Below are 21,632 nucleotides of genomic sequence, written 5' to 3' on the forward strand. Positions count from 1 at the left end.
GAAGGCTGCGATCTTTTGATCTCAAAAAACAACATCAAAAGATCGCAGCCTTCGGCAGCTCCTACAGGGGCGAGTGGTTCAACTGGCAGCGGGCATGGGTGAAGGCCAATCGGCCTCGTCGATCTGTTCAAGGCTCAGGTGCGCCGTCTCCTTCAGAAGCAACGAGCACAGCGCCACGATACCCAGCGCAACCGCGCCGTAAACCGCCACCCCGAACGCGTTGTGGTTGTTCGCGATCAGAATCGCTGTGGCCGCACTGGAAGCGGTGCCGCCGCCCAGCGCCGCACCGATCTGGTACGCCGCCGACATTCCCGAATAACGCATGTGTCGCGGAAACTGCTCCGCCAGGAACGCCGGAATAGGCCCCTGCGTCGCGCCCATGAACGCACCGATGGCGATGTAGGCAGCGGTAGAAATCAGCAGACTCTTGAGGCCGACCAGCGGGAAAAACGCAAAGAAGCCGAGAGCCATGATCAGCGCGCCGAGGATCATCACCTGGCGGCGGCCGATCCGGTCGGAAAGCAAGGCAAACAACGGTGCGGTGATCACGATGGCGATCGACAGCGACAAGTCGAATACCAGCGCATCGGTACTGCCATAGCCCAATTGCGTGGCATACGACAGAAAGAACGTGCTGCCGATGTAGGCGATGGTCACGTAGCCGAAAGCGATGCCGGTGCACAACAGCATGGCTCTGGGCCGCGCACGCAGCGCTTCAAGCAGCGGAATGCGCACGTGGGCCTGCGGTTCGGCGGGTTGTTCGAGCGGTTTCTGCAGGCGCGCATACAGACCGATCAGCACCAGCACGCCACCGAGCCAGAATGGAATGCGCCAGGCAAATCCGGCCAGGTCATCGTGTGACGCGACACTGACAATCGCGAACACCCCGGCACCGAGAATCCCGCCGATACCGATGCCCATGCTGGTGAAACTGCCCCACAGACCACGACGCCCGGGCGGCGCCGACTCGATACCGAACAACGCCGCGCCACCCCACTCGCCACCGGCGGCAAAGCCCTGCACCAGCCTGAGCAGCACCAACAACACCGGTGCGCCAGCGCCGAGGGTTGCATAGCCCGGCAGGCACCCGATCAACAGCGTGCTCAAACCCATCAGCAGCAGCGTGATCACCAGCATTTTCTGCCGGCCGAGTTTGTCACCGTAATGCCCGAACACCATGCCGCCAAGGGGACGGGCGAAGAACCCGGCACCAAAGGCGCCGAACGCCACCAGCGTCGCGGTCAGCGGATCCATCTGCGGAAAAAACACTTTGGGAAACACCAGCGCGGCGGCGGTGCCGTATATCACGAAGTCATAGAACTCCAGGGCGGTGCCCATGCCGGAGACGAAAAACGTCCTCAGCGCTGACGGGGAACCGCTCTTGCGATCAATCTCGGTAGCCATGTGCATTGCTCGTTTTGTTTTTATTGGAGGCCGCGATTCAGAAACGCAGATAGCCGTTTCGGGCGAGCTGTTTGGGGTTGCCGGCGGCGTATTCGAGGACGCTGTTCTCGGTGTCGATGCCGATGGTCAGCAGAGTCTCCCAGCGTTCGGTCGCCGGCATGCTCAGATCCGGGTGGAAGCAGATCGGCGCGTCTTCACCCGCCTCGCCGCACATGGCGTCTGCCCGATGGCTCAGGTTGCCACTGGCCATGTTTTGCAGCGCCGCGTTGACGTGATCGAAACGGGCGTACGTCGTCGAGGCATCCGGTGTGCGCTCGCCGAGGCTCAGTTCGCGATCGAGGAAATGGTTGGTGTGGGTGATCCAACCCTCGGCATCGGGCCGCACCACTGCGGTGAATGCTGGCGACATTTCAATGCTCACCGCACGCGGGCTTGAGTCCTCGCGGGAGAACACGGTCAGCACCGTGGAAGCACTGACCCGCGCTGAACGCGCCAGCGCAATCGCTTCGTCAACGCTGCTGGCTTCTTCAAGGATGCGCCGGGCAATCGCATGCACCGGCACCCCGGCAGATCCATTGTCGCTGGCGTGATGCAGGATGTTGAAGTGCAAGCCCAGCCCGGCGCTGTTGACGCCGATCTTGCCGAGCATGCCGAACTCGGTGAACAGTTTGACCGTCATGCCTGCGGCCGTAGTCAGTTGCAGAATCAGCCCGTTGGGCACCAGCGAATCGTGCCAGTCCCAGGTCTGGATGCTGCGCGGCGGCAATGCGCCGTTGGGGGCGAACACGGCGGTCGAGCACTCGCCTTCGGTGGACGCCGGCATCACTGCGAGGATCTCGGTACGAGCATTCAGACTGGCGAGCTGCCAAAGCGGCACCCCGGCACCTTCAGCAGTGGCGACGAGCTCTTCGGCGAGGCTCGGGCACCAGCCTTGGAGGGTTTGCAGACTGGCTTCACCGATGGCCTGCACCTGTGCCAGGGGAACACCGACCTGATTGAAGAAATCCAGATAGAGCGCCACCGTCTGGCGGATCTGCGCGGCCCAGGTGGTGCCAATCTGCTGCCCGCGAATCTGCGGATCCCGGGTGTCGGTGACGAAGCAATGAACATTCACGAAAAGATTTCCTTGTTGTCGTTTTGAAGGGCTGCCGTCACGGTTTACGGCGGTAGATTTCGCGACCGGCGAACCAGGTGTTGAGCACCTGGGTGTCGCGCAGAACGGCGGGCTCGACCGTGAACACATCGCGGTCGAGGACGATCATGTCGGCCTGCTTGCCGGGCTTGAGCGAACCGATCTGGTCTTCAAGGCGCAGCACCTTGGCCGCGTTGAGGGTGTAGGCCTGGAACATGACCTGACGGTCAATGTCTTCGGCGGCGTTGAGCACGCCTTTCGGGCCTTTGCGGCTGACGGCCTGATAGATCGCCTTCCACGGCTCCGGGGTGGTGATCGGCCAGTCGCTGGCACCGGCGATGGTCGCGCCGTTCTTCAACAGCGAGCGCGCCGGATAGGTGTACATGAAGGCCATCGCGCTGACGTAAGGCTTGACCAGGTCCATGCTCGACTCGTCGGCGGCAGCCCAGAACATCTGCATCGAGGCGATGACATTCAGCGCCTTGAAACGAGCGAACTCCTTGGGATTGACCATTTGCAGGTGAGTGATCGAATGGGCGATGCCACTCTGACGATCCTTGCGCGCCTGCTCGATGCCGTTAAGCGACTCACGCACCGCGCGGTCACCGATGGCGTGGATGTGCACCAGCCAGCCACGGGCATCGGCAGCGCTGACCAGCTCGCCGAAGTGCGCCGGGTCGATCAGCAGCTCACCGGTCTTTTTCGAGTTGCGGTACGGCTCGAGCATCGCCGCGCTTTGCGCCGGCACTTCGGCCACGCCGTCAGCGAAAATCTTGATCCCCGGCAAGGTCAGATTGCTGACTCCGAGGAACTGTTGGCGCACCTTGTCCAGCTCATCGAGGTCGGCCGGTCTGGCCTTGGAATCCACCATCAACAGTGCCGCGACGTGGGCGGTGAGTTCGCCGTTTTCCGAGAGTTTTTTGTAGGTCGGCAACACACCGAGCGAGGTGTTGGTAACGTCACTGCCCGGGACTTCGTTGGCGAGCGGGTCCATCCATCCGGTGATCCCCAGGCTCTTGTAATAGTTCAACGCCGCGCGCCCAGCGGCCAGTAAGGTGTCAGCGGTCGGCGGCGGCAGCAAGGCCTGCACCGGGTACAGTCCGGCATCGACGAGGAAGCCATCCGGGCTGCCGTCGGGGTGATGGCCGATGGTCGCCTGCTCTTCGCCCTTGAGCGTTTTAACTTTCTCTGCCGTGACGCCGGCGCGTTCAAGCATCGCCCGATTGGCCCAGCCGGTGTGCAGATCCCAGCCCAGCAGGAGGATCGGCTGGTTCGCCCATTCGCCCTGATTGAAACGCTGCTCGAGGGCGGCGATATCGCTCCAGTAGGTCGACGGCAACCCGCCTACACTGAGGAAATCCCCACGCTGCGCCTTGCCGTCCTGACGCCATTGGCGCAGGCGTTGTTCCAGTTGATCAAGCGGCAACAGTTGCCCGTCGAGGTTGGCCTGCAACATCTGCAGACCGCCCTTGATCGTGTGGGAATGCGAGTCGATGAAGCCCGGCATCAGCACTTTGCCGTGCAGGTCGATCACTTGCGTGGCCAGCGTCTTCAGGCGCATCACCTGCGCATCCGTGCCCACGGCGAGGATCTTGCCGTTCTCCACCGCGACCGCTTGCTGCAAGGGCTGGCCGGGTTCGGCGGTGTAGACCTTGGCGTCGTGCAGGATCAGATCGGCGGACGCCAGACTTTCCAGTGAGGCACAGGCCAGTGCCGATGACACCATCAGGGTCAGTAGCTGCTTCATGAGGCTTCTCGGTATTTTTGTTAGGCTGCGAGCAAGCCTATCCAAGCCTTGGCGATAACTGAATGCCACCTCGCGCACAACTTTTGTGCCCAGCAGGAATAGATCAATGGACAAGATGAGTGCCCTGACGATGTTCGTCGCCACCGCCGAACACGGCAATTTCAGCCGCGCCGCCGAGGTGCTCGGCAAGACTCCGTCGGCCCTGACCAAAGCCGTGGCGCAACTGGAAGAAGAGCTCGGCACGCGGCTGTTCGACCGGACGACCAGACGCATGGCGTTGACCGAGGCCGGACGGATTTATCTGGATGGCGCGCGGCAGGCGCTGATGCAACTGCAACTGGCCTGCGAGGGTGTCGAACAGCTCAGGCACGAATTGAGCGGCGGCCTGCGCATCACCGCACCGCCCTCCTTCGCCCCGGCGTTTCTCAACGACGTCTGCTGCCGCTTTCTCGACGCCCACCCGCAGGTGCATCTGGAAGTCGACTTGAGTGACAGCTATGACGATCCGGTGGATGGCGGTTACGATCTGGCGCTGCGTGACGGCCCGATCGATCTGCCGGGTGTGATCGCCCAACCCATCGTCGAGAATCGGGTGGTGCTGTGCGCCAGCCCGAAGTACCTGGCGCGCAAGGGTCAAGAGGTGTCACTGGACAACTATCAGCAGCACGACTGGCTGATCTTTCGTCACCCGCTGCTCAACCGGCATTTCTGGTGGGTCAAGCAAGGTGACCGGAGGATTCGCCTGACCCAGCCGAGTCCACGGGTGGCCAGCGACAATTACGACTTCCTGCTGGCCTGCCTGCTGAAGGGTCAGGGCCTGCAGTTTCTGCCGCAATGGAGCGCCGCAACGTATCTGGCTAGCGGCGAACTGGTGGAAGTGATGCCCGAGTACTGGCGCGAGCCAAGCGCATTCGGCCCGTGGATTTACGTGTTGTATCTGGCCCACCGGCGCAACACGCGCAAGGTCAAAGTGTTTATCGAATTCTTGAAGGCGCACTGGCGCCCACTGTCACAAGGGACGAATGAAAATGGATCTGCCACAGACATGGCGCCAGCGTTTCGCTGACAACCGCTACGAACAGCAAACCATCGGCGAATCCCGCGCCGATGTGTTCCGCCTGACGCCCGCCGGATCAGCGCCGCTGTTCGTCAAATCAGAGCCGCGAATCAGCTTCTCCGAATTGCCTGGCGAAGTGCAGCGCCTGCGATGGCTGGCGGAGCAGGATCTGCCAGCGGCGCGCGTGCTCGACAGCGTCGAAGAAAGCGAGCGCTTCTGGTTGCTGATGACCGCTGTACCGGGACGCGACCTCGCCAGCAGCGAACATCTCACGCCGCAGCAAATCGTCTCGCTGGCGGCGAATGCCTTGCGCACGCTGCATGCAATCGACATTGAAGACTGCCCATTCGATCATCGCCTCGACGCGAAAATCGCCCTTGCCCGAGAGCACCTGTTGGCCGGTTTGATCGACGAAGAGGATTTCGACGACTCGCGCCTCGGCCAAAGCGCCGAAGCGCTGTTCGAGCAGATGCTGGCCGCACGCCCGGACAGCGAAGACCTGGTGGTGACTCACGGCGACGCGTGCCTGCCCAACCTGCTCGTCGACCACGGACGCTTCAGCGGTTTCGTCGACTGCGGGGGGCTGGGCGTTTCCGACCGTTTCCAGGACCTTGCACTGACAGCCCACAGCATCGCCTACAACCTCGGCGAGCAATGGGTGCCGGCATTTTTCGAGGCTTATGGGGTGCAACCGGATCTGCGAAAAGTCGCTTTCTATCAGTTGCTCGACGAGTTTTTCTGAGGCACGCATCAACGAGGCGGATGCACCGTCAGCGCTACCAGTTTGATCACAATCGGCCGCACCACGAGGATGCAAAGGAAAGCCACCGGCATTGCCAGCTTGTAAGCGTGCAACGCATTACTCAGGTAGTCGTTATCAATCCCGGAATTGGCGGCGGTGATCACCAGCGACATCAGGAACGCCATGATCGTCGCCATGTACAACGCAAACACATAGGGCGTCGCTCGCGGCGATAGCTTGCGCCGACCGAGATATAAGGCATCGGTGGTGGTTCTTTGATTCATAGGGCTTTTCCATCCGTTGACAGGGAGTCGGCACCTTAGCAAAGCCGCCCTGCGCGCAACTAGACGGCCCGCCACAGGTACTTTATAAAGCACAACTTACGAATCAAACCCATGCGGCGGGACACGGATGAATCTGTTGGCGGCGATTGCCAGTTTTATCAAAGTGGTCGAAGCCGGCTCCATCGTCGGCGCCGCCAAGACGCTGGGTGTCAGTGCAGCAGCGGTGAGCCAGACCCTCAATCGCCTCGAAACGCACCTCGGCGTTCGCTTGTTGCAGCGCACCACCCGCCGCATGGCCCTCACCGAAAATGGTGCGCTGTATTACGAAAAGGTCCGACGCATCGCGGCTGATCTGGAGTCGGCGCAAAGTGCGATCGTCAGCGATGAAAGCGAACTGCAAGGGCGTTTGAGCATCGCCTCCACCAGCGCATTCGGCCGCCACGTCCTGGCGCCGTTACTCGCCAGTTTCGCCGCGCTGCATCCGCGCCTGCTGGTCGAGCTGTCGACCACCAACGGCAAGATCAATCACATCCAGGACGGCATCGACCTGAGCCTGCGGATCAAGCCGCAACTGGAAGACGGCATCGTCGCACGCCGGATTGTTTCCCTGCCCTTCGTCTTCTGCGCCGCTCCCGCCTACCTCGAACGCGCTGGCGTGCCGCAATCACCGCAAGACCTGCAACACCATGCCTGCCTCGCTTTTCGCTATCCACTGGATGGCCGCTTTCTGCGCTGGGGCCTCATCCGCGACGGTCAGCGCTACGACGCACCGATCAATGCCACCGCCATCAGCGACGACATTGATGCGCTGGCGCAAATGGCAGTCCACGGCGCGGGCATCACGCGCCTGGCCGAATTCGTCGCCGCGCCCTATCTTGAAAGCGGTCAACTGGTGCCGCTGTTTGAAAATCTCCAGGGGGACACTCACGCTTATGTCGAACCGATGGACATCTACGCCTGCGTGCAGGAGCGAGCAGCGATGACGCCGAAGGTCAGAGCTTTCATGGATTATTTGACGGAACACTTGAAGAGGCGCTGGCCGATCGAAGATGCTTTGGCCCCGTCGTTTCACGCGCCCACTGAAAAGGATTTGCAGTGAACACTCCCCGCTACGCAAAAGGCTATGGTCAGCCACCCGTATATCTGGCATCGATCAACTCGACTGATTCGATGACCGGCAATCTGGTTTTCGCCGGCGCTGCGGCCGGAAAAATCCACATGGCGTTCACTTCACACGTCGAACTGATACGCCTGCTCAACGCACTAATGCTTGCGCGTGTACCTTTTGCTGTCGGAGGCATGTGCCCGGGTCCTGCGGAGGAAGCAGGTTTGCTGATCACCAACGGAGAGCTTGCAGGAACTTATATCGAGCTGTCCTGGACTGGCCCGCAGGAATGGGTTCTACGCCAGATGACCAACCGCTCTGACCAATGGCAGTTGGAACCTGAGGTCAGCAAGATTGCCAACACGTCATTCGATCCGGAATCGCTATCAGCCGTTCTCCTGCCGCCGTGTCGATCTGCTTAACTGAAACATTGCAACTCCCCACCACAGGAGATCGGCAATGCAGCTCACAACCCCGTTTGCGGTGTTATTGATAACGACCAGCCTCGCCGGTTGCGCCGGATCAGTTGGCTCCAGCGTGTACCTCCCGCTGACCGCCACCCGGCAGAACATCGGGCAGATCGGCAATGTCACGCTGGCCGACTGGGGCCAGCGGACCAATTTCAATTTCTTCATCAGCGGTGCGCCGAGCGGTGCCTCGCTGCCCTTGCGCCTATATGCCTTTATCAACAAGGGCAGTTGCCAGCAGCCGGGGCCGGTGGCCTACGCGTTAAACGACAGGGTCAACACCGAGCGCCAGGCGATTCGCGGCTGGATGTTCTCCCGAAGCGCGCCAGTGGCGTTGTCGCAGCTGCTTGCCGGTGACTACTCAGTAGTAGTGCGCACGGCGGCGACTGATGGCCGTGTCGATATTTTTTGCGGGGATATCCGTCAGGGCGGCAGCGCCAAATAGCCTTGGCTAGCGAACCCGCGACCGAACTCAAGTGGAGTGCAATCGCTCCTTCACAAATTGCGCAGTCGTGAGCAGGAGCGTTTATGCTGTCGAGCCTGATACCTGTCGAGGTATCCCTCGGCACACCCACGATGAGGCCCATTTCATGAGTAAAGTGCCCTACGTACCGCCCAAGGTTTGGAAACACGAAGCGCCGTCCGGCGGCCAGTTCGCCAACATCAACCGCCCGATTGCCGGGCCGACCCATGAAAAGACGTTGCCGGTGGGCAAGCATCCGCTGCAGCTGTATTCGCTGGCGACGCCCAACGGCGTGAAGGTGACCATCCTCCTGGAAGAATTGCTCGCACTGGGGCATACCGGTGCCGAGTACGATGCGTGGCTGATCCGCATCAACGAGGGGGATCAGTTCTCCAGCGGTTTTGTCGAGATCAATCCGAACTCGAAGATTCCAGCGCTGCTCGACCGCAGCACACAGCCGCCGACTCGGGTATTCGAATCCGGTTCGATCCTGCTGTATCTGGCGGAAAAATTCGGCGCCTTCCTGCCGAAAGATCCCGCCGGTCGCACGGAAACCCTGAACTGGCTGTTCTGGCAAATGGGCGCGGCGCCTTATCTGGGCGGCGGCTTCGGGCACTTCTATGCGTATGCGCCGGAGAAGCTCGAATACCCGATCAACCGCTTCACCATGGAAGCCAAGCGTCAGCTTGATGTGCTTGACCGGCGCCTTGGCGAGAGCCGCTACCTGGCCGGCGACAGCTACACCATCGCCGACATCGCGGTCTGGCCGTGGTACGGGCAACTGGTGCGCAATAACGTGTATTCGGCGGCTGAATTTCTATCGGCACAGGATTACACCCACTTGCAGCGCTGGGCAGAAGAAATCGCCCAACGCCCTGCGGTGATCCGTGGCCAGCGCGTCAATCGCACCTGGGGGGACGAGGCCAGCCAGGTTCCTGAACGGCATCAGGCCAGCGATCTGGATTGACGCCGCGCTCCCACAGGGATCCGGGATCACAGCAATCATTGTGGGAGCGGGCTTGCTCGCGAAGGCGTTGGGTCAGTCAACACTGGCATCACAGACCTACCGCTTTCGCGAGCAAGCCCGCTCCCACAGGGATCCGGGTTGGACATGAGGATTTGAGAGCCCCAGCAATTACAGTGGGACTTGTGCTGGAATTGGGCATCCGCAATCACCCGCAATCCTTGTGGGAGCGGGCTTGCTCGCGAAGGCGCCGGGTCAGTCAACACTGGCATCACAGACCTACCGCTTTCGCGAGCAAGCCCGCTCCCACAGGGGTTCGGGTTGGACATGAGGATTTGAGAGCCCCAGCAATTACAGTGGGACTTGTGCTGGACTTGGGCATCCGCAATCACCCGCTCCCACAGCAACTTGAGTGCGCGACGCGCAATGCCCTGTTTCGCAAGACCCACCGGATAAACCCATCTCCACACCACCACTGTCACCGAAGGATCTGCAATGCCCCCTGGAAAACGTGAACTGGCGCAAATCGAGCGGCGCTTGATTGCCACGCTCACTGACGCGTGTGAAACCGCAAAAGGCGAAATCAAAGGTTTCACCTGGCTCACCCACACCGCTGATTTGAACGCGCTGGCTCAAACCCTGAAAGTCATCTGGGTGTTCGAAACCGAGGCCGACAAAAATCTCGCCCTGACTGACGCCAAGGCACGCATCCATGAACTGACGGCTGCTGCTCTGCATGAGGCCAACATCGATGTGTCTGTTTCAGACCGCAACGTGCGTTTCGACTCCGAAGAGGAATGCCAACGCACTCACGGTGGCAACTGGCGTCATCGTCTGGCCCGCTACTCCTAGCCCTTGTGCTGCTGATACTGCGCAACCAGCTTGTCGAGGAACTCGAACAGTTTCAGGTTCATCTCCTCATAAGCATTGGTTCTTAGCATCGCCGGCTGCTGAACGAAACGCCGATCCACCGCCGCCGCCAACTCGTCGCCGGACGCGGCAATCAAGCGCTCCACGACCTCCGTCGTGAACTCCATATGGCACTGGAAGCCGTAGACCAGATCGCTGTACTCGACAATCTGACGCGGGCAGCCCTCACTGACGGCAAGGATCTTCGCCTGCGCCGTCAGCCCCGGCATATCGTTGTGCCAATGCCCGACTTCGAGCATATCGCCGAAGTGCGCAACCTTGGCGTTGCTCTTGCCCGCCTCCGTCAAGGTGATCGGAAAACTGCCGATCTCCTTTTCCGGGCTGTGACCATGTGCAGCACCCAGCGCTTCGCCGAGCAATTGCGCACCCAGGCAAACGCCGATCACTGCCTTGTTCGCGTTGATCGCTCTGACGATCAGATCGCATTCGGCGGCCGCATCGAAATGCGGGCATTGCTCTTTGCTCGTCGCCGGCGATTGCGGACCGCCCAACACCACCAGCAGGTCGATGTTCTCGACGCTGGCAGGCAACGCGTCAAACGCATGAACCCGTGAATAGCTCGCTTCATGGCCACGTTCGCGAACCCAGGTTTCATAGGCGCCGGGCGATTCGAATGCTTCGTGAACCACAAAATGAACGTTCATTGGAAATCCTTGGTGAGGGGCCGGATGAGTGATGCGCGAAAGACTATATGACACTTAGTGTCATTGACAAGTCCGTTGCTGGAGCTGAGCTGCCAACTCCACAATCACTTCTCTCAACCGGTCACGTTCGACTCGACCAGATGAACTTCAGTCGTACTGCGACCGGCGCACCAGGCGAGCACCGACGCGACCACCAACACCGCAGCGCTCAGCTCGAAGGTGGCTTGATAACCGCTCAGATCAAATGCCAGGCCACCGACAATGGCCCCCGCTGCGATAGCCAGTTGAACAATGGCCACGAGCAAGCCGCCCCCGGCTTCGGCATCCTCCGGGAGCGTCTGCGCCAGCCATGTCCACCAGCCAACGGGAGCCGCCGTGGCGACCAGCCCCCACAGTCCGAGCAGCACTGCGCTGAGCAACGGCGATGCGCCGAAGTTCACAAGGGCCAGTGCAATCACCGCCATGATCAGCGGAATAAACGTCAGCGTGCGGTACAGGCCATCAGCGATGAATCTTTCAATCACAAAGGTCCCGATGAAACCGGCAAGCCCCAGCCCCAGCAGCATCAACGACAGGGTTGCAACGCTGACCCCGGTGACGACCTCCAGAAAGGGACGCAGGTAAGTGAACAGCATGAACTGCCCCATGAAAAATACGCTGACGGCGACCATCCCCAAGGCGACCGGCCATTGCTTCATCAACCGCAGGGCATTGCCGCTACCGGCCTGACGCTCGAGTTTGAAGGACGGCAGGCTGATCAGCAGCCACACGGCCGCCAGCGCAGCGACCGGAACCACACAGAAGAATGCGCCGCGCCAGCCTATCAACGCGCCGAGGAAACTCCCCGCCGGAGCGGCAATCACCGTCGCCAGCGCGTTACCGCCGTTGACGATGGCCAGTGCCCGAGACACTTGATCAGGCTGCACCAGACGCATTGCGGTCGCCGCCGACAACGACCAGAAACCGCCGATGGCGATGCCGATCAAGGCCCGCCCGAACATGAACGAAGGGTAGCCCGGCGCGAACGCGACCACCGTACCCGAGACGATCATCAGCAAGGTCAGACCCAGCAACAGCTTCTTGCGCTCGACGCGAGCAGCGACCGCTGCAATCACCAGGCTGGTCACCAGGGCGAACGCCCCGGACACGGAAATCCCCTGCCCGGCCTGGCCTTCGCTGATGTGCAGTTCGGCGGCAATCGGCGTCAGCAGACTGACCGGCATGAATTCTGAAGCGACCAGCGCGAAGGCGGCCAACGACATGGCCAGCACGGCGCTCCAGCCGCATTGTTCTGTAGAAAGGGAAGTCATGGGAACTACCTGTATTGCGAGAGGCGTCAGGATCGCGTTGTCGAATCGCGGCTCTCCTGTAATGGTTTGACACATTCTCCCGGTCGATTGACCTCTGCCCTAGTGCATTCCTCTTGAATGCTTGCCTGATCCTCTGAGGATGCAGGGTGATGTATAGGAAACGTCTGTTCAGCGGACTAGAGTTCGATCAACAGGAGTTGCCCGACATGATCACTACCCCGCTGCGCCACGAATCACCTTTGGCGTTGAACATTGACCCGCGCGTGAGCGTTCCGGGTGACTTCCCCACGGCCATACCCGGGCTGTCGCTGTTTCGTCGCGATCAGCCGGCGCCACCGGCCGTGTGCATGATCGAGCCGAGCCTGATTCTGGTGGGCCGTGGGGAAAAGCGCTTGTGGGTCGGGGGTGAAGGTTACAGCTATGACCCTTCGCGGTTTCTGGTCACCTCACTGGATCTGCCCGCCAACTCCGAAGTGCTGGTTGCCAGCCCCGAACAGCCCTGTGTCGGGCTGGTGCTGAAACTGGATGTGAGCATGCTCGCCGAGGTCATCACCAAGGTTGGCCTGCCGGCCAAGCGGCATTCATCCACGGGTGCAGGCGCTGGCATTGGCGACATGTCGTGCGCGCTGGAAGGCGCGCTCGAACGCCTGCTGGCATTACTCGATGAGCCCGAGGCAATCCCGCTGCTGGCGCCGCTGGTGCTGCGGGAAATCCACTATCGGCTGCTCAATACCGATCAAGGCGCGCGGCTGCGGCAGATCACTGCTGTCGATGGCCAGGGTTATCGCATCGCCAAAGCCATCGACTGGCTCAAGGTCAACTACAGCGCGGCGCTGCGCATCGATGAACTGGCGGCGCGGGTGCAGATGAGCGCACCGACGTTTCACCACCACTTCCGCCAGCTCACCGGCATGAGTCCGCTGCAGTACCAGAAGTGGCTGCGATTGAACGAGGCGCGCCGACTGATGTTGATGGAGCGTCTGGACGTTTCGCGAGCGGCGTTTGCAGTCGGGTATGAAAGTCCCTCGCAGTTCAGCCGCGAATACGCACGCCTGTACGGCACCGCACCGAGTCGTGACATGGCGCTGCTGCGGGGCGAGCCATACGCCGCAGAAGCGCTGGGCAACGCGAACAGTTGAGCAAAAGAACACGCTTTACCGGTGAGGCGCCACGCCGCGTGTCACCGCTTATAAAAATGCACGTCAACCGATGATCGAGCGGGTGAACCATGGAACTACGAATCAACCAGAAAACCTATCAGGTCGATGCCGACGCCGATACGCCCCTGCTGTGGGTGATCCGCGATGACCTGGGCATGACCGGCACCAAATACGGCTGTGGACTGGCGCAGTGCGGCGCATGCTCGGTGCTGGTGGACGGCAATGTGGTGCGCTCGTGCGTCACGCCGGTGGCCGGCGTGGTTGGCCGTGAGGTCACCACCATTGAGGCGATCGAGGCCGATGAAGTGGGCAAACGAGTGGTCTCGACCTGGGTTGATCTGCAGGTCGCCCAGTGCGGCTACTGCCAGTCCGGGCAGGTGATGGCCGCCACGGCGCTGCTCAAGCAAAACCCCAAGCCGAGTGACGCGCAGATCGAAGCGGCGATGGTCAATCTGTGCCGCTGTGGCACGTACAACGCCATTCATGCCGCCGTGCATGAGCTGGCTGGCAAGGGAGACGCCTGATGAACGTGCGTATTGATCCTGCTCAGGAAGCCTCGGCACTGGCTCTGCACGAACCAATCAACGTGTCGCGCAGACGTTTCCTGGCCGGCACCGCCGTCGGCGCATTGGTGCTCGGCTTCGGCCTGCCGCTGGGTGCGACTCGGGTGCAAGCTGCCGTGGCGGCCGCGACTGCCGAGCGCGGCACGCAGGTCCCGGCGTTTCTGGAAATCCGCCCGGACAACCGCGTGCGCCTGCTCTGCCCGTTCATGGAGGGCGGACAAGGTACCTTCACAGCGATGGCGCAGATCGTCGGTGAAGAGCTGGATGCCGACCCGGCGACTTTCCTGGTCGAAGCCGCACCACCCGGCGAAGCCTATGTGGTGATGGAAAACGGCATGCGCATCACCGGCGGCAGCATGTCGGTGCGCATGAGTTACCCGGTGATGCGCCGCCTCGGCGCCCTCGCCCGCGCCATGCTACTGCAGGCCGGCGCGCAGCAGCTGGGGGTGCCGGTGGGCGAACTGAGCACCGAACCCGGCAAAGTCGTGCACGCGAAGTCGGGCCGCTCGGTGGCCTACGGCGAACTGGCCGAGCACGCCATGGATCTGCCGGTTCCCGATCCGGCCTCGGTGCAGCTGCGTGATCCGAGCCAGTTCCGCTGGATCGGCAAACCGGTGAAGCGCGTCGATGCCTACGACAAGTCCACGGGCAAGGCGCTGTACAGCATCGATCTGAAGGTCGACGACATGCTGCACGCCGCCGTTCAACATGCCCCGCGTTTGGGCATGACCGTGGGCAACCTGCGTAACGAAGAGCAGGTCAAGGCGATGAAAGGCGTGCATTCCGTGCATCGTCTGCCGGGTGCCGTGGCGGTGGTCGCCGAACGCTGGTGGCACGCCAAACGTGCAGTGGAAGCGATTCAGGTCGACTGGCAGGAACCCACGGCCGACAGCAAGGTACGGCCGATGCCCGCCGACTTTTCCAGCGATGCCTGGCTCAAGCGTCTGGCTGACGACAAAGGCCCGGCCAAGGATGATGAAAATGAAGGCGACGTGGCTGCAATTCTGGCAAGTGCCAAGACCCGGATCGACGCCACCTACCACAACCAGTACCTGAACCACGGCCAGTTGGAGCCGCCGTCGGCGCTGGCCCGATTCAATCCCGATGGTTCGCTGGAAGTCTGGCTGCCGAATCAGGCGCCGGACATGTTCCGTGCGGACATCGCCAAACGCACGGGGCTGGACCCGTCGCGGATTACCTTGCATTCGCCATTGCTGGGGGGCTTCTTCGGTCGGCATTTCCTCTACGACGCCGCCAGCCCCTACCCCCAGGCGATCGAACTGTCCAAGGCAGTTGGCCGCCCGGTCAAACTGATCTGGAGCCGCGAGGAAGAGTTCCTGCGCGACGTGCTGCGTCCCGTAGCCGCCGTGAATTTCCGCGGCGCGCTGGACAACGACGGCTGGCCGCTGGCAATCGAAGCGATCAGCGCCACCGAAGGTCCGACCGAGGCGCTTGCCGGCAAGCAGGGTGAAAAGCTCGACCCGACGGCGCTTGAAGGGTTATCGGGCAAGTCCTACGCGATCCCCAACAAGCGCATCGCGCAGATTTACGCCAAAGGCCCGGCGATGCTCGGTTACTGGCGTTCGGTGGGCAATTCTCTCAACGATTTCTTCTATGAATCGTTCCTTGACGAACTGGCTGACAAGGGCGGCAAGGACCCGTTCGAACTGCGCCTGCATCTGCTGCGCGACAACCGTCGACTGACCACGCTGCTGCAAGCAGTGGGCGAGCTGTCGGGTGGCTGGAAGCGTGGGCCGTTTACCGCGGCGGACGGCAGCAAACGCGCACGAGGCGTGGCGATGGCGTCGCCGTTCGGTACCCAGACCGCCGTGATTGCCGAAGTCTCCATCGAGAACGGTCAGGTCAAGGTGCACGACATCTGGCAGGCAATCGACCCCGGCAGCATCGTCAATCCGGCGATTGTCGAAGCGCAGGTCAATGGCGCCGTGGCGCTGGGCCTCTCGCAGACGCTGGTGGAGGAAGCCGTGTGGATTGATGGCAAACCGCGCGCGCGCAACTACGACCTGTATCCGATCCTGCCGCCTGCGCGGATGGCTCGGGTCCACGTGCGTGTTGTCGAGAGCGGGGAAAAAATGGGCGGCATCGGCGAACCACCGCTGCCCGCCGTCGCGCCCGCTGTCGCCAATGCGGTGGCAACGCTGACCGGGCAACGGGTGCGCAGCCTGCCCATGAGCCGACACACCTTCACTTGATCAGCGCCGGAGCGTCCATGAATAACCGCCGATTCGCAAGAACCGCTGGCTGGCTGGCAGTGCCGTGCCTGGTCGCGGCAGGCCTGCTGGCCTGGTATGTCACCCGCGAGCCTGTCTCGCGCCTTGAAAACACCCAAACCGCCGTGGCCGATATCGACCCGGCGCTGGTGGCCCGTGGCGAATACGTCGCCCGACTCAGCGATTGCGTCGCGTGCCACAGCGTGCCGGGCGGCGCACCGTTCGCTGGCGGCCTGGAAATGGCCACACCTCTGGGCGCGATTCACGCGACCAACATCACCCCGGAGCCGGAAACCGGCATCGGTCGCTACAGCCTGGCGGACTTCGACCGTGCGGTGCGCCACGGCGTGGCACCCGACAGCCGCCGTCTGTACCCGGCGATGCCCTACCCGTCCTACGCCAAGCTCAGTGACGACGACGTGCGGTCGCTGTACGCGTTTTTCATGAAAGGCGTGGCACCGGTCAAGCAGGCGAATATCCCGAGCGCAATTCCTTTCCCGTTGAACCTGCGCTGGCCGATTGCGCTGTGGAACGGTGTGTTTGCCGATGCCGAACCTTACGTGGCCAAACCGTCGCAGGATGAAGTGTGGAACCGCGGCGCTTATCTCGTTCAAGGCGCAGGACACTGTGGCAGTTGCCATACGCCGCGCGGTCTGGCGTTCAACGAGAAGGCCCTGGATGAATCCGCCACGCCGTACCTCGCCGGCGCCTTGCTCGATGGCTGGTACGCGCCGAGCCTGCGGGATGACCACAACACCGGCCTGGGCCGCTGGAGCGAACCGGAGATCGTGCAGTTCCTCAAGACCGGGCGCAACAGACATGCGGTGGTTTACGGCTCGATGACCGAGGCGTTCAACAACTCCACGCAGTTCATGAGCGATGACGATCTGACCGCGATTGCCCGTTATCTCAAGTCGTTGCCGGGGGACCCTCAGCGCGACGGCCAGCCATGGCAGTACCAAGCGGTTTCGGCGACGGAACGTCTGGATGCGCCCGGTGCTCATACCTACGTCACGCGCTGCGCCTCGTGCCACGGCCTCGACGGCAAGGGCCAGTCGCAATGGATGCCGCCGCTGGCCGGCGCCACTTCGGCACTGGCCAAGGAAAGTGCTTCGGCGATCAACATCACCCTCAACGGTTCGCAGCGGGTGGTGGCCGCCGGAGTGCCGGACGCCTATCGCATGCCGGCCTTCCGTGAGCAATTGTCGGATCAGCAGATCGCCGAAGTGCTGACCTTCATGCGCAGCACCTGGGGCAATCAGGGCAGTGCCGTTGAAGCGCAGGCAGTCAACAAGCTGCGTGAACACACCGATCCGGCCAGCAGCAGCCCGATCATCCTGCAAATGCGCTAGAGGAACTTTGATGGAAAGCATCGACTTGCTGGTCCTGCGCACCGCGCGGGACTGGCTCGCCGCTGGCGAGCGAGTATTGCTCGCCACGGTGGCGCGCACCTGGGGCTCTTCGCCACGTCCGACAGGGTCGATGATGGCCTTGCGTAACGACGGCCGCGTGATCGGCAGCGTGTCCGGCGGCTGCATCGAGGACGACCTGATCCATCGCTACACCACCGCGCATGGTGGCAGCGGCTTCAAGGACGCTGCGCCCGAGGTGGTGCGCTACGGCGTCAGCGCCGACGAGGCGCATCGTTTCGGTTTGCCCTGTGGCGGCACGCTTGAGCTGATTCTGGAGTTCAACCCGTCCTGGCAGGTGCTCGACGAACTGCTGGTGCAACTGGATGCCGGGCAACTGGTGCGCCGCTGCCTGGCACTGGATAACGGTCAGGTCACACTGCAAGCCACGGCAACCCCGGAGCAATTCAGTTTCGACGGCCAGCGGATGCTCAATACCCTCGGGCCGGGGTATCGGCTGCTGATGATCGGTGCCGGCGCGCTGGCCGAGTATCTGGCGACCATGGCGCTGTTCAACGGCTTCAAGGTCGCGGTTTGCGACCCACGTGCGGAATACATCGAAACCTGGGCGGTGAACGGCGTGGAGCGGATCATCGGCATGCCGGATGACGTGGTGCGCGACTTCGCGGTCGATCTGCGCACCTGCATCGTCGCCTTGAGTCATGATCCGCGACTCGACGATCTGGCGCTGCTCGAAGCCCTGCACAGCCCGGCGTTTTACATCGGCGCCATCGGTTCGCGGCGCAATAGTCAGCTGCGTCGCGAACGTCTGATCGAGCATTTTGGTGAAACCCAAGCGTCACTCGAGCGCCTGCACGGGCCGATCGGCATCTACATTGGCAGCAAGACTCCGGCGGAGATCGCCGTCAGCGTGATGGCCGAGATCCTTGCCGCGAAGAACGGCGCCAGCCTGCCGAAAGAGTTTTCAATCGCCAGCTCCAAGGCGCAGGAAGCCTGACTGGCTGAAACAATAGCGATCATCAGGGCCGTTCGCGGCTCACGCGTAATCACCCAATCGCATCGACAGCTCGATGTCATCCGCAAACGGCACCGACAGGTAACCGTTCTGCGGCGCGCGCACATAAGCCAGATATTCCGGGCAATAGTTGGTGTTATCCGCCACCACCAGTGCGCCAGGCTTCAGGTGTTTTTCCACCAGCCTCAACACGTCGCCGTACAACGCCTTGGCCCCATCGAGCAGGAGCAAGTCGACTGACGGCGGCAGGTCGCTGGCGAGGGTGACGAGTGCATCGCCTTCGCGGATTTCCACCAGATCGCTGACGCCGCCCTCGATGAAGTGATGGCGGGCCAGGGCGATTTTCGACGATTCGAATTCGCTGCCGATCAGTACGCCGCCACCGTTGTCGCGCAGTGCCGCCGCTAGGTGCAGAGTGGACAGGCCGAAGGAGGTCCCGAACTCGACAATCGCTTTGGCCTTGGTATTGCGCGCCAGCATGTACAGCAGTTTGCCGGTGTCGCGCGAGACCGGCAGCCACAGATCCTTGAGCATGGCGTAGAGTTTCAGGTACTCGGTCTTGCTGTGCATCAGGCGCTCGCGCTCCTCGCCCGACACCGTTTCCAGCACCGGGCTGGTGGCAGCGCTGGCTTGGCTGTAGAGGCGTTCGATCAGGCTGGCCAATGGCTCAGAAGTCAGGGTGGTCATGATTGCTTTCCGTCAATAGGGGATTAAGATGCGAGTGATTCGTCGCATTTAAATGATGCGAGTGATTCACTCGATCCGCTATTCGCGTTTCCCCCGAGGCCCGAGCCGCCCATGAGCAATCGTCAGACCGCCCGTATTTCCTCGCGCAAACAGCCGCAGCAGGCACGCTCGGCTGACTTGGTCGCGGCGATTCTGCAGGCGGCTATTCAGGTTTTGACCGAGCATGGCGCGACCCGATTCACCACCGCACGGGTCGCGGAAAAGGCTGGCGTGAGCATCGGTTCGCTGTATCAATACTTCCCCAACAAGGCGGCGATCCTGTTTCGTTTACAGAGCGATGAGTGGCTGCAGACCACGCAGATGCTGCAGCGAATTCTGGAAAATCCCGAACAGCCACCCCTGCTTCGTCTGCGCACACTGGTACAGGCGTTCATTCGTTCGGAGTGCGAGGAAGCGCAGATGCGCGGTGCGCTGAATGACGCGGCGCCGCTGTATCGCGATGCGCCCGAGGCCCACGAAGTGCGCGCCGCCGGACGGCAGATCTTTGCCGAGTTCATGCTGCAATTGCTGCCGGATGTTGATGAGGCAAGCCGCACCGCAACTTGTGATCTGATCCTGACCACGCTCAGTTCGGTGGGCAAAGACTTTTCCGGTACTGCACGCAGCGATCAGGAAATCACGGCTTTCGCCGATGGGTTGGCGGACATGTTCAGCGCCTACATAGTGGCGCTGAATCAAGTCGCCTGAACCACACAAACTCCGGCAAAAAAAAGCCCCGCAACCGAATGAGGTGCGGGGCAAAGTATTGGTTGGTTGCGGCCAACCAAAGGAGCTCGGTCAGAACGGTTTGCGCAGCCGGTCAGATGCAATCCTGGGCGGCGCGTTCAAAACTGGACGGCAGGAAATTCGAGGCCAGCAAATGGCGCTCGTAGATGAACACCTTGCCGCCACTGCCGGCCTTGTAGGCTTCCAGCACGTTGTCTGCCGACACCTTGCTCGGCACCACGATCCGGTAGCTGCGCTGGGTTTGCGAGACGGTCGGGTTCAGCGCACTGCCCTGCAGCTTCGGCACCACGCAATCGGCGTATTGCGCCGGGGTCTTGTTGGTGTGCAAGGTCAGCGTCGGGTCGTTCGGTGCGGAGGCGCAACCGCCGAGCAGCAAGGAGGCAACGGCCAGGGTCGGGGCAAACAAAGCACGCATCGGGGTAATCCTGAAAATAAAGGTCCGGTTCAACTGGCAGCGGTTCAGCGTCACGGCGCCCCCGCTGCCCTTTTGGTTTTGAGTGTTCAGCTGGAAGCCACCAGCGCCTTGAGCGAGGCGTCGAACTGCTTCAAGGCATTGAGTTGCAGGTCACGTTGTTTCTCGATCTGCGCGGCAATCTCTTGCGCCGCTTTGTCGTGGACCCAGACCGACGGGATCTGTTTCTCCACCGAGCCCTCGGCCTTGCCGATGTACTGCAGGTCGGCATCGTAGAAACGCGCGATGAAGTGCGCTTCGAACAGGCTGTTCTGCTGGGTCAGCAAGCGGTTGAAGGTGTCGAGTTTCACCACGATATCCGGATGCGCCAGAATCAATGCATCAAGGTTGTCGTAAACGGTCACCGACATGAACTGACGCTGCAGCGAGCTGAGCAACCAGTCGATGGCCAGCTCCGGATCGGAGCTGCGGACAAACGCTGCACGAATCCGCGAGTCCAGCGCATCCTTGGCACCGTGCAGCGCCATGTCGTGGTAACGCGTCAGGTACTGCAGGTTTTCCCGGGTGTTTTCGCTGTACAGCACACCCACGGTCTGTGAATGCTGCAAGGTCGCGCTGCTGCCGGCGATCGGTTGAAGATGACACTCACAGGCGTCGTCTGCGTAAGACGGTGCCGTGGCTACCACGCCGCTCATCAGCAGAGCGATCAGCGCCAGTCGGGTCAGTGTCTTCATCGCGCAATTTCCTTGAGCTGCGTGTTCAATGAAAGCGATTTTCCGCCTATTGAATGCAAAGCTGAACTTGCGTTTCGTGATGGTCACTATTACTTCTAGCGATAGTTACCGACGATAAAGTTTGATGCGCGCTCATCCCTAATGACTAAAACAACAGTGAGGAAGCCGATTTGAGAACCTTTGACCTGATCCGCGACGCGGTTTTGCCCGACTTTCGCGAGCGGGTGGCCGAATACCTGGTGCAGTACGAAAGCGTGTTGCTGGACAAAAACATCACCAATGCGCAGCTCAAGCGCGATACCGCCAACCAGTTGCGCGGCTATCTGCGCGGGCTGAACACCACGCGCGTGCTGGGCATGGCCTACTGGGAAGAACTGGATCGGCGGATCGTCGACACCTGGCTCGCGCCACAGCGATGACCGACT

At 61.6% G+C, this 21,632-nt stretch carries 23 protein-coding genes; 14 read left to right on the forward strand and 9 right to left on the reverse strand.

Annotation, left to right across the window (positions count from 1 at the left end):
* Positions 1–78 precede the first annotated feature (78 nt).
* Genes ACVHNU_RS12845 through ACVHNU_RS12855 form a run of 3 tightly spaced genes read right to left on the reverse strand, consistent with a single transcriptional unit; the run spans position 79 to position 4,283 of the window.
* Positions 79–1,404: an MFS transporter gene (locus tag ACVHNU_RS12845; protein WP_473019906.1), complete on the reverse strand. Its 1,326-nt coding sequence runs from the start codon at positions 1,402–1,404 to the stop codon at positions 79–81.
* A gap of 37 nt (positions 1,405–1,441) precedes the next feature.
* Entirely contained in the window at positions 1,442–2,518 is a 1,077-nt protein-coding gene (locus tag ACVHNU_RS12850; protein WP_473019907.1) for a C45 family autoproteolytic acyltransferase/hydolase, read from the reverse strand.
* 37 nt (positions 2,519–2,555) lie between these two features.
* Positions 2,556–4,283, reverse strand: a complete 1,728-nt coding sequence (locus ACVHNU_RS12855) for an amidohydrolase (protein WP_473019908.1) — start codon at positions 4,281–4,283, stop codon at positions 2,556–2,558.
* A 106-nt stretch (positions 4,284–4,389) separates the two neighbouring features.
* On the opposite strand from ACVHNU_RS12855, the gene ACVHNU_RS12860 reads away from it, so the two are divergent.
* Positions 4,390–5,349 carry a LysR family transcriptional regulator gene (locus ACVHNU_RS12860; RefSeq protein ID WP_473019909.1) on the forward strand — a complete coding sequence of 320 codons (960 nt, stop codon included), beginning with the start codon at positions 4,390–4,392 and terminating at the stop codon, positions 5,347–5,349.
* Positions 5,312–6,082 carry an APH(3')-II family aminoglycoside O-phosphotransferase gene (locus ACVHNU_RS12865; protein ID WP_473019910.1) on the forward strand — a complete coding sequence of 257 codons (771 nt, stop codon included), beginning with the start codon at positions 5,312–5,314 and terminating at the stop codon, positions 6,080–6,082. The genes ACVHNU_RS12860 and ACVHNU_RS12865 overlap by 38 nt, the downstream gene beginning before the upstream one ends.
* Positions 6,083–6,090: 8 nt before the next feature.
* Here the strand turns inward: ACVHNU_RS12865 and ACVHNU_RS12870 are convergent, their stop codons facing one another.
* A complete protein-coding gene (locus ACVHNU_RS12870; RefSeq protein WP_473019911.1) occupies positions 6,091–6,366 on the reverse strand; it encodes a DUF2798 domain-containing protein in 276 nt (91 codons plus the stop codon).
* Positions 6,367–6,493: 127 nt separating this feature from the next.
* Here ACVHNU_RS12870 and ACVHNU_RS12875 point away from each other — a divergent pair, with 127 nt between their 5' ends.
* The 5 genes from ACVHNU_RS12875 to ACVHNU_RS12895 all read left to right on the forward strand — a co-directional run bounded on the left by ACVHNU_RS12875 (position 6,494) and on the right by ACVHNU_RS12895 (position 10,217).
* Positions 6,494–7,465: a LysR family transcriptional regulator gene (locus ACVHNU_RS12875; RefSeq protein WP_473019912.1), complete on the forward strand. Its 972-nt coding sequence runs from the start codon at positions 6,494–6,496 to the stop codon at positions 7,463–7,465.
* Positions 7,462–7,893: a hypothetical protein gene (locus ACVHNU_RS12880; RefSeq protein WP_473019913.1), complete on the forward strand. Its 432-nt coding sequence runs from the start codon at positions 7,462–7,464 to the stop codon at positions 7,891–7,893. The genes ACVHNU_RS12875 and ACVHNU_RS12880 overlap by 4 nt, the downstream gene beginning before the upstream one ends.
* Positions 7,894–7,930: 37 nt before the next feature.
* The gene (locus tag ACVHNU_RS12885) at positions 7,931–8,383 is read left to right on the forward strand and encodes a hypothetical protein (protein ID WP_473019914.1); all 453 of its coding nucleotides are present in this window, start codon (positions 7,931–7,933) and stop codon (positions 8,381–8,383) included.
* Positions 8,384–8,528: 145 nt separating this feature from the next.
* A complete protein-coding gene (gene yghU, locus ACVHNU_RS12890) occupies positions 8,529–9,368 on the forward strand; it encodes a glutathione-dependent disulfide-bond oxidoreductase (RefSeq protein ID WP_262143564.1) in 840 nt (279 codons plus the stop codon).
* Positions 9,369–9,860: 492 nt separating this feature from the next.
* Complete coding sequence (locus ACVHNU_RS12895; RefSeq protein WP_473019915.1) at positions 9,861–10,217, forward strand: hypothetical protein; 357 nt, start codon at positions 9,861–9,863, stop codon at positions 10,215–10,217.
* Here the strand turns inward: ACVHNU_RS12895 and ACVHNU_RS12900 are convergent.
* Positions 10,214–10,939, reverse strand: a complete 726-nt coding sequence (locus tag ACVHNU_RS12900; RefSeq protein WP_473019916.1) for a type 1 glutamine amidotransferase — start codon at positions 10,937–10,939, stop codon at positions 10,214–10,216. The genes ACVHNU_RS12895 and ACVHNU_RS12900 overlap by 4 nt on opposite strands.
* A 113-nt stretch (positions 10,940–11,052) precedes the next feature.
* Positions 11,053–12,249 carry an MFS transporter gene (locus ACVHNU_RS12905; RefSeq protein WP_473019917.1) on the reverse strand — a complete coding sequence of 399 codons (1,197 nt, stop codon included), beginning with the start codon at positions 12,247–12,249 and terminating at the stop codon, positions 11,053–11,055.
* Positions 12,250–12,455: 206 nt separating this feature from the next.
* On the opposite strand from ACVHNU_RS12905, the gene ACVHNU_RS12910 reads away from it, so the two are divergent.
* The 5 genes from ACVHNU_RS12910 (at position 12,456) to ACVHNU_RS12930 (ending at position 18,570) form a co-directional block, all read left to right on the forward strand.
* Entirely contained in the window at positions 12,456–13,388 is a 933-nt protein-coding gene (locus ACVHNU_RS12910) for an AraC family transcriptional regulator (protein WP_473020069.1), read from the forward strand.
* An 89-nt stretch (positions 13,389–13,477) separates the two neighbouring features.
* Positions 13,478–13,933: a (2Fe-2S)-binding protein gene (locus ACVHNU_RS12915; RefSeq protein ID WP_011333895.1), complete on the forward strand. Its 456-nt coding sequence runs from the start codon at positions 13,478–13,480 to the stop codon at positions 13,931–13,933.
* Positions 13,933–16,185, forward strand: coding sequence for a xanthine dehydrogenase family protein molybdopterin-binding subunit (locus tag ACVHNU_RS12920; RefSeq protein WP_473019918.1), 2,253 nt, complete (start codon positions 13,933–13,935; stop codon positions 16,183–16,185). The genes ACVHNU_RS12915 and ACVHNU_RS12920 overlap by 1 nt, the downstream gene beginning before the upstream one ends.
* A 17-nt stretch (positions 16,186–16,202) precedes the next feature.
* Complete coding sequence (locus ACVHNU_RS12925) at positions 16,203–17,555, forward strand: c-type cytochrome (protein WP_473019919.1); 1,353 nt, start codon at positions 16,203–16,205, stop codon at positions 17,553–17,555.
* A 10-nt stretch (positions 17,556–17,565) separates the two neighbouring features.
* Complete coding sequence (locus ACVHNU_RS12930; RefSeq protein WP_473019920.1) at positions 17,566–18,570, forward strand: XdhC family protein; 1,005 nt, start codon at positions 17,566–17,568, stop codon at positions 18,568–18,570.
* A 39-nt stretch (positions 18,571–18,609) separates the two neighbouring features.
* Here ACVHNU_RS12930 and ACVHNU_RS12935 read toward each other — a convergent pair whose 3' ends face one another.
* Positions 18,610–19,275 carry an O-methyltransferase gene (locus tag ACVHNU_RS12935; RefSeq protein ID WP_473019921.1) on the reverse strand — a complete coding sequence of 222 codons (666 nt, stop codon included), beginning with the start codon at positions 19,273–19,275 and terminating at the stop codon, positions 18,610–18,612.
* A gap of 111 nt (positions 19,276–19,386) precedes the next feature.
* Between ACVHNU_RS12935 and ACVHNU_RS12940 the strand changes: the two genes are divergently transcribed.
* Positions 19,387–20,022, forward strand: coding sequence for a TetR/AcrR family transcriptional regulator (locus tag ACVHNU_RS12940; protein WP_201137342.1), 636 nt, complete (start codon positions 19,387–19,389; stop codon positions 20,020–20,022).
* 112 nt (positions 20,023–20,134) lie between these two features.
* On the opposite strand, the gene ACVHNU_RS12945 is transcribed toward ACVHNU_RS12940, so the two are convergent.
* Both ACVHNU_RS12945 and ACVHNU_RS12950 read right to left on the reverse strand, forming a co-directional pair.
* On the reverse strand, positions 20,135–20,476 hold the full coding sequence (locus ACVHNU_RS12945) for a YajG family lipoprotein (RefSeq protein WP_103484147.1): 342 nt from the start codon (positions 20,474–20,476) through the stop codon (positions 20,135–20,137).
* Positions 20,477–20,562: 86 nt separating this feature from the next.
* Positions 20,563–21,207, reverse strand: a complete 645-nt coding sequence (locus ACVHNU_RS12950) for a hypothetical protein (protein WP_003225851.1) — start codon at positions 21,205–21,207, stop codon at positions 20,563–20,565.
* Between the two features lie 170 nt (positions 21,208–21,377).
* Between ACVHNU_RS12950 and ACVHNU_RS12955 the strand changes: the two genes are divergently transcribed.
* Positions 21,378–21,626 (forward strand): hypothetical protein, encoded by a 249-nt coding sequence (locus tag ACVHNU_RS12955; protein ID WP_103521989.1) that lies wholly within the window; start codon positions 21,378–21,380, stop codon positions 21,624–21,626.
* Positions 21,627–21,632: the final 6 nt, after the last annotated feature.

The sequence above is a fragment of the Pseudomonas sp. Ors-4-3C genome, from assembly GCF_055755035.1.